Below are 15,579 nucleotides of genomic sequence, written 5' to 3' on the forward strand. Positions count from 1 at the left end.
TACCTCAGCGGACGCCCAAAGGGGCAGCGATGTGGCGCCCCCCGCTTTGCGCGCCCAGCGCGTGCAGGCACCTTCACAGCCACCAGCAGCCAAGCCAGGCACCGCAAATACTGTTCGCCCCGCTGCAACAGCGCGACTCCAGCAACCTTGCGACCGAGGACTCGCAAGAAAACACCGCGTCAGGACAACAGGCGGAGCCTGCTACCAGCACCGTAAATCAGGCCGCGTTCCTCTACACTGCCGAAGAAGCTGCCGGCCTCTTGCGCGTTGGCAGCTGGGCGAACCAGGTACTCGCCTTCAGCCACGGTTCCACCACCCCGGTCAGCCCGGGACTGTGGAAGGCCGAGCAGGACAAGGAAACCTGGGGCGGCTACTGGCAGGCAGAAAGGCCCGGGGCGTTCTTCAAGCCGGCCGAACGCCCCTCTGTGCCCTGCCGAGCTGTAGCGCTCAGGCGACTGGATGCTCGCCTTCCTGCAGCGCGTAGGCCACTGCCTGGTCAAGGGTGAGCTTGCATCCGTCGCCGAAGGCAACGTCGAATTCATGCGAGCCGAGGCTCTCAAGGGCGTGTTCCGCGCTGACCTGATGCCGGGACACATAGGGCTGGAAACCGAACAACGGCATGCCTATCTCTTGCCACATGGTGTGGCTCACGCCCAGCAGCCGCGCGGCGCGTTCGGCGTCCTGATCCGTCGCGGACCAGGCGAGCAGGTCGATGGACAGGGCAACGCCCACCAGGTCATCGAGCTCGTGCTTGATCCGCAGGCATTCCCGAGCGTAGGAACCGGCCTGCTGGGCATCGCCGTCAGTCCACGCGGCAACCCCCAGGACCCACAGCGCCCAGGAGTGGGACCAGGGCGCGCGGTACTCCTCACGCATCGCCAGACACTCCTCGCAGAGAAGACGAGCTCGCCGGCTGTCGCCGAGGAGCAACATGGTGTTGGCCAGGATGGGGCGGCTCACCACGGTGACCGCGCTAGGCCGGCCGCGGGTCTTCTCCAGTTCCAGGGCTTCTTCCAAGTACGCCACCGCACGCCGCTGGTTGTCGCGCATGTGCTCGGCGTAGCCGGACACGCACAGCGCGGAGGCCAGTTCGGATTCCTCTCCCATGCGGCGCGCCAGGTCACGCCCTTCAGCCAGCATCCGCAGTGCAGGGGCGACATCGCCCTGGATGGTGGCGATCCAACCGTTCGCCCACAGCGCCTTGGCTCGCGCCGGGCTCGGCTCCGTTGCGAGTGCCAGCAGGTGATCGAGCCAGTAACGGCCCTCCTTGACCCAACCGCCTGCGACCCAGCAGAACCACAGCGCTCCGGCCAGCCTCAGTCCGGCCGACGCCTCACGGGGCTCGGTCAGGCAGAACTCCAGCGCAGTTCGCAGGTTGGCGTGCTCGGCGCGCATGCGTTCGAACCAGGACACCTGTTCGGGACCGAACCATCTGCGCTCGGCCTGGTCGGCCAACCGGAGGTAGTGGTCCCGGTGCCGCCGGCGCACGAGTTCGTCCTCTCCGAATTCGTGCAGGCGCAGATTCCCGTACTGACGGGTCGGGGCGAGCAACCGGTATCGCGTGCGTCCGGTATGGACCTGTCGACTCAGAACAGACTTGTCCACCAGGCCGGCCACCAGCCCGATGACGTCCTCAGGCAGCAGCACCTCGTCGGTGCAGACCGCCTCAGCGCTCTCCAGGTCGAAATCCCCGGCGAACACCGAGGACCGTGCCCACAATCTCCGCTCGGCCGCGGAACACAGTTCGAAGCTCCAATCGAAGGTCGCCCGCAGCGTCCGGTGGTGGCTCACCACCTGGGGCGATGGCGCGGGCAACGAACGCTCGCCGGGCGATTCGGGCCACTGGTCCAGGATCGCGAGGATCTCCTCGACCGCCAGCGTCCGCATCCATGTCGCCGCCAACTCGATCGCCAGTGGAAGACCCTCCAACCGGCGGCAGATCCCGGTCAACTGCTCGCTGTTGGCGGCGGTGACGGAAAAGCCCGGTAGCACGCGCGCGGCACGCGCGGCGAGCAGTTGCACCGATGCCCAGTCCGACACCACTGCGGCCGACAGCGGCTCCTCGGGAACCGGTAGTGGGGAGAGCGTCACCACATGCTCGCCGTCAGCGCCGAGCACCTGGCGGCTGGTGATCAGGATTCGCAACCCTGGTGCCCCCCGCAGCAGCGTGTTCACCAGCGCCGCGCAGTCGTCCACGAGGTGCTCGCAGTTGTCCAGCACCAACAGCAGCCGTCGGGGCGCCAGGTACTTGGTGAGTGCGTCGCTCGGCCGCCGCACCGACCGGTCCCCAACACCGAGGGCATCCATCACGGTGTGTGGCAACAGCGCACCGTCGTCCAGATCGGCCAAGCCCACCAGCCAGACGCCATCGGGGAACCTCCGCCGTACCTGCGCGGCGACGCGCACACCCAGGCGTGTCTTGCCCACTCCCGGAGCGCCGGTGATGGTCAGCAATCTCGCGCGGGACAGGATCCGTTTGCTGTCGGCCACTTCCTGTTGACGACCAACGAAGCTGCTGGCTTCGTCCGGTAGGTTCCCAGCACCCATGCTCGTCACCTTCCAGCTCATCCGCCGGTGTCCCGGCTGTGCTCGGCGGCTGCCCGTTCGGCCATCCAGGCCGCGACCTGGGTCCGCGAGTTGAGGCCGAGCTTGGTGAAGATGTGCTCCACGTGCGCGTCGACGGTGCGCTTTGCGATGACCAGCTTGGTGGCGATCTCCCTGTTCGACAGCCCCGCGGTGATCAGTTCGGCGATCTCGCGCTCGCGCCGTGTCAGCAGTGAGCGCAACGCGGACGTGGCAGGACCCTGCGCCTTGGATTTCTCGCCCAGCGCATAGGCAACGGCCTCATCGAGGGTGACTCGTCGGCCGGCCCTGTAGGCGTTGTCGAACGCCTCGTCGCCGAGGGACGCGCGCGATCTGGTCTCGGCCTCATCGTGCCAGCCGAGGTAGTAGGTGAATCCGAACAGGTACTCACCGAGCGGCTCGAAGAGCTTGCGACTGACTCCGAACAGCTTGGCGGCGCGCTCCGGCTTGCCTCCGGCCGCCGCGGCGCAGCCCAGAACCTCGACGCACAGGGCGATGCTGATCGGATCTCGCAGGACCCGCTCGATCCGCAGAGACTCGCACACGTGCTCGGCCGCCATCCGCCGCTCCCCCTGAGCCCATCGGGTGAGGCTGAGGACCCAGAGCGTGCGGGACAGACTCCAACGCTCACCGCGGGAGTCGCACATCGCCCGGCACTCCTCGCAGAGCGCGACCGCGCGATCCAGGTCGCCGCGGGTGCAGACCGCCAGGGCGAGGTAGAACATCGTGGTCGCCAGGGCGGTGTCGGGTTCACCGGTATCCCGTTGCCGGGCGAGGGCTTCCTCCAGCAGCTCGACACCTCGAACGTGGTCACCGTGCATCAGCTCCGCCAGCCCAGTCATCTGGAGTCCGCGCACCCATGCCGTCTGATCTCCCAGTTGCCGCGCGAGGTCCTGGCATTCCGCCAGCATGGCCAGGGCCGCGTCGACGTCCCCTTGCCGGGTGGCGATGTAGCCGTTGGCCCACAGCGCTTTGACCCGCGCCGCGCTCGGCTCCTGGTCCTCCGCCAAGGCGCGATCCAGCCAGTGCCGCCCCTCGGTGAGGAAGCCGCACGCGATCCAGTAGAACCACAGCGCCGCCGCCATGCGGAGCCCGGCCCGCGCCTGCCCGGGCTCGGTGACGCAGAGTTCCAGCGCGGCCTGGATGTTCGGATGCTCCGCGCGCAGGTGAGCCAGCCAGTCGAGCTGACGGGGACCGAACCAGTCAGCCTCGGCCTCCTCGGCCAGATGCAGGTAGTAATCCCGGTGCCGCAGGCGCAGCGATCTCTCATCGCCGGATTCACGCAGTCGCCAAAGCCCGTACTGCCGCAATGTTTCGAGCACCCTGTAGTGAACGGTGGAATCGGTTTCGTCCCGCGTCAGCACGGACTGGTCCATGAGCCCTTCCACACACCCGAGGACTTCGTGCCTGGCCAGGATCTCGTCCGTGCAGACCGCCTCGGCCGCGTCCAGGGTGAACACGTCGACGAACACCGACATCCGTCGCCACAGTGTTTGCTGCTGCCTCGAGCACAGATCGAAGCTCCAGTCAAAAGTCGCACGCAGCGTCCGGTGGTGGGACGGCTCGGTGCGCCTGCCGCCTGCGAGCAACTGGAAGCGATCGTCCAGCCTGCGCTCGATCTGCTCCATCGACAGCGCACGTATCTGCACGGCAGCCAACTCGATCGCGAGTGGCAGCCCTTCCAGGCGCCGGCACAACCGAGCCGCCGTCGCCAGGTTGTCCGGTTTGACCGCAAACCCCGGAAGCACCGCATTGGCCCGCTGCTCGAACAGCGCGAGCGCCTCGGACCGGACTTCCTGCAGCGAGAGCTGCTCGTCCGTATCACCCACTTCCCAAATCATCAGCGGTGGTACCGGCCAGATGCGCTCCCCATCTACACCGAGGGATCCGCGGCTGGTGGCCAGGATCCGAAGCTCAGGTGCCGCCGGTAACAACCTGCACACCAGCTCACCGCACTCGTTCACCACATGTTCGCAGTTGTCGAGCACCAGCAGCAGCTGCTTGTCAGACAGGTACTCCGCCAGCACGATCTCGGGCTCACGCCTGGACTGCTCACGCAACCCGAACTCCGCTGCGACTGTGGATGCCAGCAACGAGGGCTCCTGCAACCGGGCGAGTTCAACCAGCCACACCCCGTCCCGGAACGCCCGCTGCAGCCCTCTCGCCACGCGCAACGCCAGTCGAGACTTGCCTACCCCGCCCACTCCGGTCAGCGTCGTCAGCCGTGACGACGACACCATGGCCCTGACCTTGGCTATCTCCTGTCGCCGCCCCACGAAACTTGTCACATCGGCAGGAAGCCCCCCTTGCCTCCCCCGCGACGACGCGCCCACGGCACCACTCTACGACTGCCGCCTGACGAGGGCTCCACCTCGAACCGAGCCCCCTGGACAGGACGCAGGACAGCCTGGCAACCGGTGCCGTCCCAGAAAAATCAAGGGGGCGACCGCGCATTCGCGCTCAGGCTCCGAGGCTGAAGGCCGCTGGAGGACTCACCTGCCTCATTGGTCTCAGCGCTGACCGGGCGGTCGAAGCATCGGCAGTCAGGGATGGCGTGGAGTCCGGACTCCAGAATCTTTTTCGTCAGACCTGCCGGCACCGAGTTCTCCCCGGTCGGCTGCAGCCCCTGCGCCCGGACGGTGTCGACCAACTCCCCGGAAACGACGGTCCCGCCCCCGCGTCCGGGGACTCCGCGGGAAAGTGTGTCGATCACAACCTGGTGTAGGCCTCGATGTCCTGCTCGAACTCGGTGATGGCTTCGGCAGTCAGCGTCGGCCGGGTGTCGGAGATCGCCCGCAGGTAGTCCTTCGTCGTAGCCAGCCCGCCGTCGTCGTGCAGCACGTCGCGCTCGAAGGCCGCCTGGGCGCCTTGGCGCGCGGCGAACTCGATGTCGGCCGGGGTGAACAGATCGGAGCGCTCCACCAGCAGGTCCAGGTCGACGTTGTCGCGCGCCGGGCCGAGGTAGCGCGACCAGATCGCCCGCCTGGCGGGCGGGTCCGGCGGGCCTACCGGGATGATGTAGTCGAACCGGCCCGGCCGCAGGAACGCCGAGTCCAGGGAGCTCACCGAGTTCGTGGCGCAGACCAGCAGGCGGTGGTCGTGTTCGCGGAAGCCGGGGATCAGCTTGAGCAGTTCGTTGGTCACCCCGTGCGCAGGGCCGGCCGCGGGCGTCGAGCGGATCCCGGCGATCTCCTCAACCTCATCGATGAACAACACCAGGTCGTCCAGTTCCTCCAGCTCGGCGAACACCGCCCGCAGCGAGGCCGCCAACCCGTCCGGGGACGACGCGGCCAGGCGCGACGGGAACAGCTCCACGAACGGCCAGTTCAGGCGGGAGGCGACCGCCTTGGCGAAGCTGGTCTTGCCGGTTCCCGGCGGCCCGAACAGCACGATCGCCTTCGGAGGCAGCACGCCGTGGCGTTCGGCCTGCGCGGAATGCGAGATCGGCAACACGACCCGTCGTTCGATGACGTCCTTTTCACGCTGCATGCCCGCCAGCGCGTCCCACTGCCCTGGCGGCAGCAGCCTGCCGCCGAGCTCCTCGAGCACGTCGAAGTCGGCCGGATCGAGGTCCTCGACCTTCTCGAAGTAGGTCAGGTCGGTGCGTGGCCGGTAGCCGGAGTTGACCATCGCCCGAAACCCCGCGGCCCCCTCGGGGACCAGGCTCGCGATGCGGTGCACCCCCTGCCCGCGCAGCTTCTTCTCCAGCTCGGTCAGCAGCGCGCTGCCGATGCCGCGGTTGCGCCACCGGGCGTCGAGGGCGAACAGCGCCAACCAGGCCCGCTCGCCCTCCACCTTCGCCGCTGCCATGCCCACGACGTCCTGCTCCACCACTGCGACCATCGCCGGATGACCGGCCCGCGCGATCGAGACCACCTCGGCAGCGGAGAACACCGGCTCTCCACCCTCCCTGCTCTGGTCCCAGATGTGGATCGCCTGGTCCAGATCGTCGTCGTGAAAATCGCGCACCCGCCACGATGGCATGGCACACCTCCCGGATTTCGCTTCGCACAGCCGGAAAAATCGCCTGCGAGCTGGGGTATTGCGGTGAAACTAACCGCCGCACCTAGGGCCCGCAATGAGCCAGCCCACACTCGGATCGTTCTCGGAATCGATGCCGAAAGCGTCCACACCGGAATCCTGCGATCTTCGGGACCAGCGGAGCGGGCGTGCGCTGCCTCACCGCACCCCACCAGACTCCGGCCCCGTAGGCGAGATCGTCGAGCCTGCGCAAGGCGACGAAGGTGACCGGGTCCAGTCGCGAACCCCTCCGACCGCGCTCCACCAGTGCGTCCACAGTAGATCCCAGGATCAGCAATCGCCGCGCCCGCCGACTGCTGATCGCCAACGCGAGCACGAGCGGCCAGTGATGTCGGACACCGGCACGCAGCAGCTGGACCGCGGTGGAGAACAACCACGTACCGAAGCCGCCACCCCGCGCGGTGCAGGCGTGTTGATCGCACTCGCCTCCGGCGAACATGCCCACGCCACCGCCCGCCGCCACCTCCTCCGGTTCCAGCAACCGGTTGACGAGTTGATGCCTGGCGAGGTCGTCCATATTGGACAGTCCGTACAAGGCCGCGGTGGCACGAAGCATGTCCGTGCGAGTGGATCCGGGGGAAACCGCCACCGCGCCGATCCCGGTTCCCTGCAGATCGGTCGCCAGCCCTCTCACCAGTCCCAGGACCGCGTGTTTCGCCGCGCAATACGCTCCCAGGCGCCACAAGCCGGTGTGCGCCGCAGCGGAGGCGAGCGCGACGAACCGGCCACGACGCGGCTCCGGTGCGCCCAACATCGCGGGAACTGCGGCTCTGGCCAGGTTCAGCAAGCCGACCACGTCAGTGGCAAACAGCGCGTTCCACTGCTGGTCGGTGGTCTCCCACAGCGGTTGGCCGCCCAGGACCACGGCTGCGGCGCCTACCGCCGCGTCGAGGCGTCCGTGCCGGTGGAGTGCTTTGATCGACACGGCAACAGGTCAAGATCCACGCTCAGATGAGCCCGCGCTTGCTCGCTTCGTACACGGCTTCCGCGCGGGTGGAGACATCCAGCTTGCGCATGATGTTGCGCACGTGGAACTTCACCGTCGTCTCGGAGATGAAGAGCTGGCCGCCGACGTGCCGGTTGCTCGACCCGGTGGCCATCAGCCGGAGCACACCCAGCTCGCGTTCGGTCAGTTCCGGTGCGGTGGAGCGGTTGTTCATCGAGTGCACCATCGCCGCGGCCGAGCGCGAGTCGAACGCGCTCTCCTTGCGGGCCACCGCGCGGATCGCCCGGACCAGCTCGGTGGTGTCGACGTCCTTGACCACGTAACCACGGGCACCGCGGTGCACGGCGTCGACGACGAGCTTCTCGTCCAGGAAGGTCGTCAGCACCAGGACCCCGAGACCCTCGTGCTCCCCGGTCAACCGCTCGCACAGCGCCAGGCCCTCGGTGTCCTCACCGGAGGACAGCTTGAGGTCCAGCAGCACCACCGCGGGCCGCGTCCGGCCGACCACCGCGACCGCCTCCGCCGCGGTGGAGGCCTCCCCGACCACTTCGAGGTCCTGTTCCCGTTCGAGCAGCGACCGCAGCCCCTGCCGGACGATGGAGTGGTCGTCGACGATCACGATCCGGACCAGACCCGGCGGTGCGCTCACCGCGCCCCCGGACTGCCACGCGGCTTCCTCAGACATCGGTGTCCCCTTCTGACAGCGGCATCGGCACTTCCAGCCTGATGAGCACCCCGCCCATCTTCGCCCTGCCGATGTTGAGCTCACCGCCGAGTTCTTCGGCTCGCGCGGCCATGTTCGCCAGCCCCCGGTGGTGCCCGTTGAGGTCATTGGTGCGCGCCGCCCGCAGAGTTCGCCGCAGCTGCGCGGGATCCCCGGTGCCGTCGTCGGCGATCGACAGCACGACGCGGTCGGTCTCGTACTTCAGGTGCACCGACGCGCGGTCCGCGCCCGAGTGGGTCGCGGTGTTGAACAGGGCCTCGCCGGTCAGCCGCAGCAGCGAGTGCTCGGCCTCGCCGGGCAGCGGCACCGGCTTGCCCTCGATCCGGACCGCGACGTCGACGGAGGTCGGCAGGTGCACGTTGGACAGCCGTTCCAGCAGCACCGGCAACGAACCGGGGCCCTCGTCGGCGCCCCGGTGCAGCGCGTAGATCGCCGACCGCAGCTGGGAGACCGCCTGCCGGGTCAGGTCCTTGGCCGCCATGAGCCGCTCGGCGACCTGCCGCGCGTCGGCGCCCATCTCCGCCAGCTCCGACCGGCACACCTCCACGGTCATGCCGGCGCTGAGCACGGCCTGGGTCACGCTGTCGTGCAGCTCCCGCGCTATGCGGTGCCGTTCCTCGTCGATGACCTGGCGCTGCATCGCCTCGGTCAGCCGGCGCTGGACCTCCTGCAGTTCGGCGTTTCGCTCGACGAGGTCCTTGGCCTGCCGGGAAGCTTCCTCGTTCAACTGCTCTGCGCGCCCCTTCAACTGGGCCGCAGTGTGGAACAGGTAGGAGTTGTACAGCGCCACCGCGGCCTGATTGGCCAGCACCCGCAGGACCGCGAGGTCGGTCCCGGTGACTTCCACTCCCGCACCGGGCCGACCCACGACGCCGCCGACCGGCTCCTCGTCGAGCAGCATCGGCGCGCGCACCCAGCCCGGCCCGGCCTCGCCCGGTTCGAGCTCCCACGGGCGCTTGCGGATCACTTCGAGCTGCTCGCGGACTTCGGCGGGCAGCTCGTGCTCCTGGTCGATCAGCTCGCCGTCCCGGGCGAACAGGAAACCCGGACGTATCCCCCGCAACGCCCCGTCGGCGACGGCCAGCAGCACCCACTCGGCTTGCAAGTGCTCAACGGCGGCCACGATGACCGCCTCCACCAACGCCCTCGGCCCCTCCGCCGAGCGCACCACGGCGCGGGAGATCTCGTCGAGCGCCTGCACGGCCACGGCCAGCCGCTCGTTCGAGCGCCGGTACTCGGGGTAGAACGACCGCTTGCTCGATCGCACCCCGGTGAGCTCACCGAGCGTCGTCTCCCCCGCGCGGACGCGGCCACCACCGGACACCTTCGACCTCACATGGCCTTTCGGAACAACGACTCGATCTCCTCCTGGGTGACCTGGCGGGGGTTGGTCGCCAGGCACGCGTCCTTCATCGTCGTCCTGGCCAGGTGCGCGACGTTGTGCTCGCCGACCCCGAGGCAGGACAAACCGCGCGGAACGCCCACGGAGTCGGCCAGCTCGCGGACCCGATCGGCCAGCACCTCGGCGACCTCGGCCGCGGGTACGCGCCCGGTGTCGATGCCCGCAGCGGCGGCCAGCGGCACGTAGCGAGTCGGGCGCTGTTCCGCGTTGAACCGGATCACGTGCGGCAGCAGGATCCCGTTGATCACGCCGTGCGGCGCGTCGAGCAGCCCGCCGACCTGGTGGCTCATGGCGTGGGTGGCGCCGAGGATCGCGTTGGTGAACGCCATCCCCGCCGCCAACGACCCCTGCGCCATCGCGTTGCGCGGCTCCTGGGCGGCCGGATCCAGCAGGGTCCGCAGCAGGTTCCTGGTCACCAGGTGCACGGCGTGCAGCGAATGCTGATCGGTCAGCACGTTGTGCGCGAGCGAGACGTAGGACTCCATGGCGTGGGTGAGCGCGTCGAGACCGGTCGCCGCGTTCAGCCAGTCCGGCATGGTCGTCAGCAACCGAGGATCGATGATCGAGATTTCGGGGACCAGCGTCCTGCTGATGATGGTCACCTTCGTCGCGTGGGTGGTGTCGGTGACCACGCAGAACTGGGACACATCCGCACCGGTTCCCGAGGTCGACGGCACCATGACCAGCGGTGGGATGGGGTTCACGACCCGGTCGACGCCCTCGTAGTTCAGGATGTGCCCACCGTTGGCGGACACGATCGCCACGCCCTTGGCCGCGTCGATGCACGAGCCGCCGCCGACGGCGATGATCACGTCCGCGCCGGCCTGAGCATATTCGCAGTAGGCCGCCTGCACCTCGTGGTCCTTCGGGTTCGGCGTCAGCTCGTGCCAGACGACCGGTTCCAGACCCACCTCGCGCAGGTGCACCACTGCCTCGCGCACCCATCCCGCCTCCACGATGCCGGGATCGGTGACCAGGAAGGGACGGCGCGCGCCGAGGCGTCGAGCCGAGTGGCCCAGCTCGGCCAGCGAATCGGGGCCGAACACGATTTCCGGCGCGTGGAACTTCGCCAGGGCCGGACGCTGTTCGCCGACATCGTCGCGGCTGGGTTGGCGCGGCACGCCCACATGTTCGAACGCGATTTCCAGCTCCGGCATTCTCGTGGCCCTCCCGACTCACCGATGAGCCTCGCCCACGAACGAGTCCGGCCGGTGCGCGGCCCGCGGCGAGACCGGCTGCAAGCAGACCAGCAGCACTACTGTGGGGTAAACCACAGGTGAACCTACAGCCGGGGACTGTACCTCGGAACTGCCCGGATGAGCACCCCCGACCTGTCCGATCGGACAGGTGTGCTACACGGTTTCTTCGAGCAGGAGGCGCAGCCGGGCTTCGAGCACGTTGCGCTGCGGAGCGTCCGGCGCCATCAGATCCCGTGCGTTTTCCAGCACCTCCAGATCGTCGCGGCCCGCATCCGCGTTGGCGAAGCGCCAGAGCAGTTCAGGGTCTCCGCTGCCCAGCACCCAGCCGCGCAGCGCCGCCACGAGCTCGTCGCGCTCGGCCCGGATCGCGACGGACTCCGAGCGCGGCAGCAGCAGTCCGGCTCTATCCACGGCGGCGCCGACGTCGCCATGGCGCAGCGTCTCGCGGAGGGCGTGCAGGTCGCTGTCCACATCCGCCGCGATGCGGTACGGCCTGGTCTTCACCACGTGCGGCCCCAGGGCGTTGCGGATGCGGTGGATCTCCACCCGGACCGTGGTGGGGTTGCCCTGCTCCCCGTGCAGCAGCAGCGCGAGCCGCTCCGCAGTCAGCCCGCCGGGGTTCATTGCCAGCAGCGCGAGGATTTCGGCGTGCCGCAGGCTCAGATCGTGCCGGACACCGTCCACTGTGGCCGCTGGAACCTCGTCGCCGAGCAGTTTCAACGACAACTGCGGCCGGCGACGCGACCGGGGCTGCCCGACGCGCAGCAGGTAGCCGCCGTCGAGCGGTTCGACCTCGGCGTCCTCACCGTCGTCCAACCGGACCGTTCCGCTGTCGTCGAGGCCGATCCGCTGCCCCGGCACGAACCGCGCCGAGGGTGTGCTCGCGACGATCCGTCCACTGGGGCTCAGCAGTGCCGCATCCCGACCGGACTCGGCGAGGTGGTGGGCGTTGCGCTCCCGGAGCTGGTCGTCGGAGGCGGCCAGGCGCCAGCGGAGCTCACCTTCGACCAGCCGCGCACCGGCCACCACGAGCGCGAGCAGCGCCGGGTGCATCGTGTGCAGCGGACCGCTGAGATCGACCGCGCCGAGCAGCGCACCCGTATCCGGATCGCGGACCGGACAGGCGGCGCAGGTCCACGAGTGGTAGGTCCGCACGAGGTGCTCGGCGGAGTGGATCTGCACGGGAGCTCCGGTGGCGAGCGTGGTGCCCATGGCGTTGGTCCCGATCGCGTTCTCGGCCCACCGGGTGCCTTCGGCGAGCAGAACGCGGTCTGCGTCCCGGCAGACCTGGGGATGTCCTTGCCGCCAGAGGATGTTGCCGTCGGCATCGGTGATGATCATGACGTGGCTGGTGCCGTCGGCCGCATCGAGCAGCGTCTGACGCAGCATCGGCACCCAGCGCGCCAGCGGGTGCGCCTGGCGAACGTCGTCGATCCTGCCGGAGCCGAACGCCAGCGGCGGTTGCCTGAGATCAGGATCGATCCGGGCCGCCAGCGAACGCCTCCAGGACTCGAAGACGACCGGTCTCGGCTCGTGCGAGAGCCGGTCACCGGCCAGGACGGCAGCGTGCACCCGCTCGAGCAGTCGGGCCCGCTCGAGCGGATCAACCGAGGTGTCGTAGCTGGTGTCCATTCGCCTGCGCAGAAGTGTCGAGAACGCGGAACATCCGGTCGCGGAAAGATTCATAGTGCGGGGTGACACAGGTTACGGGCAAGTGCGCCCGCGATACCGGTTCGCCCTGTTGCAACGTCGCTGCAACGTTGCGACTCCTAGCTTCTCGCCACACCAGAGGCATGAGTGGCCCAGGTCACCGAAGGCCCGCGGAGGGTCGCACCAGCACACGAGAGGCGAACAGATGGTTCTGCATGCAGCGCCGGGCACGGCGGGTTCGGCGGTCGAGTTCCGCTCGCGTTACGACCACTTCATCGGCGGCGAGTACGTGGCGCCCGCCGGTGGGGGTTACTTCGAGAACCCCACGCCGGTGACGGGCCGGGTGTTCACCGAGATCGCCCGCGGCACGGCCGCCGACGTGGAACGCGCACTCGACGCCGCCGAGGGGGCCGCGCCTTCGTGGGGCCGCACGTCGGTGGCGGAGCGTTCGGGGATCCTGCTCAAGATCGCCGACCGCATGGAGGCCAACCTCGAGAAGCTCGCGGTCGCCGAGAGCTGGGACAACGGCAAGCCGATCCGGGAGACGCTGGCGGCCGACATCCCGCTGGCGATCGACCACTTCCGCTACTTCGCGGGCGTGCTGCGGAGCCAGGAAGGGTCGATCTCGCAGATCGACGACGACACCGTCGCCTACCACTTCCACGAGCCGCTGGGCGTGGTCGCCCAGATCATCCCGTGGAACTTCCCGCTGCTGATGGCGACCTGGAAGCTGGCGCCTGCCCTGGCCGCGGGCAACGCGGTGGTGCTCAAGCCCGCCGAGCAGACGCCCGCGTCGATCCACGTGCTGATCGACCTGATCGCCGACCTGCTGCCCGCAGGCGTGCTCAACGTGGTCAACGGATTCGGCGTGGAGGCGGGCAAGCCGCTGGCCTCCAGTTCCCGGGTGCGCAAGGTCGCCTTCACTGGCGAGACCACCACCGGCCGGCTCATCCTGCAGTACGCCAGCCAGAACATCATTCCGGTCACCGTCGAGCTCGGTGGCAAGAGCCCGAACATCTTCTTCTCCGACGTCGCCGACGCCAACGACGCCTTCTACGACAAGGCTCTGGAAGGGTTCGCGCTGTTCGCCCTCAACCAGGGCGAGGTGTGCACGTGCCCATCACGGGTGCTGATCCAGTCCGGCATCTACGACGCGTTCCTCACCGACGCGGTGGCCCGAACCGAGAAGATCAAGCAGGGCAACCCGCTGGACACCGACACCCAGATCGGCGCCCAGGCCAGCAACGACCAGCTTGAGAAGATCCTGTCCTACATCGACATCGGCAAGCAGGAAGGCGCGGAGGTCCTCACCGGCGGCCACCGGGTCGAGCTCGAAGGCGACCTGGCCGGCGGCTACTACGTCGCGCCGACGGTGTTCGCGGGCCACAACAAGCAACGGATCTTCCAGGAGGAGATCTTCGGCCCGGTCGTCTCCGTCACCAGCTTCGACGACTACGACGACGCCATGAAGATCGCCAACGACACCCTCTACGGCCTCGGCGCCGGGGTGTGGTCCCGCGACGGCAACACCGCCTACCGCGCCGGCCGCGACATCCAGGCCGGCCGGGTGTGGGTGAACAACTACCACGCCTACCCCGCCCACGCCGCGTTCGGCGGCTACAAGCAGTCCGGCATCGGGCGCGAAACCCACAAGATGATGCTGGACCACTACCAGCAGACCAAGAACATGCTGGTCAGCTACTCCAACAACGCGCTGGGCTTCTTCTGATGACCAGCGACCGAGTCGCGGTGACCCCTGAGGCGGCGGAGCAGATCCGCCGCCTCAGGGCACAGCACGGGCCGGTGATGTTCCACCAGTCCGGCGGCTGTTGCGACGGCAGCGCCCCCATGTGCTACCCGGCGGGCGAATTCGCCACCGGCGAAGCCGACGTGCACCTCGGCGACCTGGCGGTGGACAGCGAACCGGTACCGGTGTGGATGTCCAGATCGCAGTTCGAGTACTGGAAGCACACCCACCTCACCATCGACCTCGTGCCCGGCCGGGGCAGCGGATTCTCCCTCGAAGCCCCCGACGGTGTCCGCTTCCTCATCCGGTCCCGCCTGCTCACCGAAGAGGAATGGAAACGACTGGATGCGAGCTGAACACGAGCCGAGCCGCGTTGTGCTTGTCGGCCCGCCGGGCGCCGGCAAGGGAACGCAGGCGGCAGCGATTTCGGCCCGACTGGGTGTTCCACACATCTCCACCGGGGACATCTTCCGTTGCAACGTCGGCGAGGGCACGGATCTCGGACTGCGGGCGAAGTCCTACGTGGACAGCGGCGCCCTGGTTCCGAACGAGCTGACCAACGAAATGGTGCGCAGACGTCTCGGTGAGGACGACGCCGATGGCTTCCTGCTCGACGGGTTCCCCCGGAACCGGGAGCAGGCCGAGTTCCTCGACGACACGTTGCGAAGCTCCGGACGCACTGTTGACGTAGTGCTGGAGCTGCAGGTGCCAGCGGAGGAAATCGTTCGTCGCCTCAATGGCAGACGCGTTTGCGGCATGTGTGGGCGAAGCTGGCACGCGGAGTTCAACGCCACGAGGGCGGAGGGTGTCTGCAACGCCTGCGCCGGTCCGCTGCACCGGCGCGACGACGACCGCGAGGACGCGATCCGGCGCCGTCTGCAGCTCTACGAGCAGCAGACCGCACCGATGCTCGCGAACTACCAGGAGAAAGACAGGCTGGTGCGGGTCGACGCCTCCGGTCCGGTCGACGCTGTCGGCGAGCGGGTGGCCGTCGCGCTCGGCGCCCAATCGAACAACGGCACAACGTCGCCGCAACGTTGACCGCCGTAGATTCATCCAACCGGTTGACGGATCCGGGAAAGCCGCAACGAAAAAGCGATCAGGCCGTCACATGATCGCGTCGAGAGGTCGGAAGTGGGCAAGCACTCACAGAGCACTTTGGACAATCTCCGCACCGAAGAACGGGTCCATGCGCCGTCCCAGGAGTTCGCGGCGCAGGCCAACGCCACGTCGGCACTGTACGAGGAAGCCTCGGCCGATCGGGAGGCGTTCTGGGCGAAGCAAGCC

12 protein-coding genes are annotated in these 15,579 nt (G+C 68.4%); 4 read left to right on the forward strand and 8 right to left on the reverse strand.

Annotation, left to right across the window (positions count from 1 at the left end):
- Positions 1–29 precede the first annotated feature (29 nt).
- Positions 30–506 (forward strand): glycoside hydrolase, encoded by a 477-nt coding sequence (locus AC07EQ_RS32520; RefSeq protein WP_478391656.1) that lies wholly within the window; start codon positions 30–32, stop codon positions 504–506.
- Here the strand turns inward: AC07EQ_RS32520 and AC07EQ_RS32525 are convergent.
- The 8 genes from AC07EQ_RS32525 to AC07EQ_RS32560 all read right to left on the reverse strand — a co-directional run bounded on the left by AC07EQ_RS32525 (position 448) and on the right by AC07EQ_RS32560 (position 12,527).
- Positions 448–2,568 carry an ATP-binding protein gene (locus AC07EQ_RS32525; protein ID WP_478391657.1) on the reverse strand — a complete coding sequence of 707 codons (2,121 nt, stop codon included), beginning with the start codon at positions 2,566–2,568 and terminating at the stop codon, positions 448–450. The two genes, AC07EQ_RS32520 and AC07EQ_RS32525, sit on opposite strands and share 59 nt — an antisense overlap.
- Complete coding sequence (locus AC07EQ_RS32530; protein ID WP_478391658.1) at positions 2,565–4,916, reverse strand: ATP-binding protein; 2,352 nt, start codon at positions 4,914–4,916, stop codon at positions 2,565–2,567. The genes AC07EQ_RS32525 and AC07EQ_RS32530 overlap by 4 nt, the downstream gene beginning before the upstream one ends.
- A 376-nt stretch (positions 4,917–5,292) precedes the next feature.
- Positions 5,293–6,567, reverse strand: coding sequence for an ATP-binding protein (locus AC07EQ_RS32535; RefSeq protein ID WP_132493440.1), 1,275 nt, complete (start codon positions 6,565–6,567; stop codon positions 5,293–5,295).
- An 82-nt stretch (positions 6,568–6,649) separates the two neighbouring features.
- Entirely contained in the window at positions 6,650–7,549 is a 900-nt protein-coding gene (locus tag AC07EQ_RS32540) for an SDR family oxidoreductase (RefSeq protein WP_478391659.1), read from the reverse strand.
- 22 nt (positions 7,550–7,571) lie between these two features.
- On the reverse strand, positions 7,572–8,255 hold the full coding sequence (locus tag AC07EQ_RS32545) for a MadR family response regulator transcription factor (RefSeq protein WP_478391660.1): 684 nt from the start codon (positions 8,253–8,255) through the stop codon (positions 7,572–7,574).
- Positions 8,248–9,618: a MadS family sensor histidine kinase gene (locus tag AC07EQ_RS32550; RefSeq protein ID WP_478391661.1), complete on the reverse strand. Its 1,371-nt coding sequence runs from the start codon at positions 9,616–9,618 to the stop codon at positions 8,248–8,250. The genes AC07EQ_RS32545 and AC07EQ_RS32550 overlap by 8 nt, the downstream gene beginning before the upstream one ends.
- 8 nt (positions 9,619–9,626) lie before the next feature.
- Positions 9,627–10,853: an iron-containing alcohol dehydrogenase gene (locus tag AC07EQ_RS32555; RefSeq protein WP_478391662.1), complete on the reverse strand. Its 1,227-nt coding sequence runs from the start codon at positions 10,851–10,853 to the stop codon at positions 9,627–9,629.
- A gap of 195 nt (positions 10,854–11,048) precedes the next feature.
- Positions 11,049–12,527 (reverse strand): GAF domain-containing protein, encoded by a 1,479-nt coding sequence (locus AC07EQ_RS32560; RefSeq protein ID WP_478391663.1) that lies wholly within the window; start codon positions 12,525–12,527, stop codon positions 11,049–11,051.
- 223 nt (positions 12,528–12,750) lie between these two features.
- Between AC07EQ_RS32560 and adh the strand changes: the two genes are divergently transcribed.
- The 3 genes from adh to AC07EQ_RS32575 are packed head-to-tail and all read left to right on the forward strand — an operon-like array spanning position 12,751 to position 15,333.
- A complete protein-coding gene (gene adh, locus AC07EQ_RS32565; RefSeq protein WP_478391664.1) occupies positions 12,751–14,274 on the forward strand; it encodes an aldehyde dehydrogenase in 1,524 nt (507 codons plus the stop codon).
- Complete coding sequence (locus AC07EQ_RS32570; RefSeq protein ID WP_478391665.1) at positions 14,274–14,648, forward strand: DUF779 domain-containing protein; 375 nt, start codon at positions 14,274–14,276, stop codon at positions 14,646–14,648. The genes adh and AC07EQ_RS32570 overlap by 1 nt, the downstream gene beginning before the upstream one ends.
- Positions 14,638–15,333 (forward strand): adenylate kinase, encoded by a 696-nt coding sequence (locus tag AC07EQ_RS32575; protein WP_478391666.1) that lies wholly within the window; start codon positions 14,638–14,640, stop codon positions 15,331–15,333. The genes AC07EQ_RS32570 and AC07EQ_RS32575 overlap by 11 nt, the downstream gene beginning before the upstream one ends.
- Positions 15,334–15,579 lie beyond the last annotated feature (246 nt).

Source organism: Saccharopolyspora sp. NPDC045839, assembly GCF_056431645.1.

Excerpts from the sequence above, each read along its gene's own strand:
- AC07EQ_RS32520 (WP_478391656.1), top strand. The coding sequence starts at position 30 with ATGTGGCGCCCCCCGCTTTGCGCGCCCAGCGCGTGCAGGCACCTTCAC.
- AC07EQ_RS32525 (WP_478391657.1), bottom strand. The coding sequence starts at position 2,568 with ATGAGCTGGAAGGTGACGAGCATGGGTGCTGGGAACCTACCGGACGAA.
- AC07EQ_RS32535 (WP_132493440.1), bottom strand. The coding sequence starts at position 6,567 with ATGCCATCGTGGCGGGTGCGCGATTTTCACGACGACGATCTGGACCAG.
- AC07EQ_RS32545 (WP_478391660.1), bottom strand. The coding sequence starts at position 8,255 with ATGTCTGAGGAAGCCGCGTGGCAGTCCGGGGGCGCGGTGAGCGCACCG.
- AC07EQ_RS32555 (WP_478391662.1), bottom strand. The coding sequence starts at position 10,853 with ATGCCGGAGCTGGAAATCGCGTTCGAACATGTGGGCGTGCCGCGCCAA.
- AC07EQ_RS32560 (WP_478391663.1), bottom strand. The coding sequence starts at position 12,527 with ATGGACACCAGCTACGACACCTCGGTTGATCCGCTCGAGCGGGCCCGA.
- adh (WP_478391664.1), top strand. The coding sequence starts at position 12,751 with ATGGTTCTGCATGCAGCGCCGGGCACGGCGGGTTCGGCGGTCGAGTTC.
- AC07EQ_RS32570 (WP_478391665.1), top strand. The coding sequence starts at position 14,274 with ATGACCAGCGACCGAGTCGCGGTGACCCCTGAGGCGGCGGAGCAGATC.
- AC07EQ_RS32575 (WP_478391666.1), top strand. The coding sequence starts at position 14,638 with ATGCGAGCTGAACACGAGCCGAGCCGCGTTGTGCTTGTCGGCCCGCCG.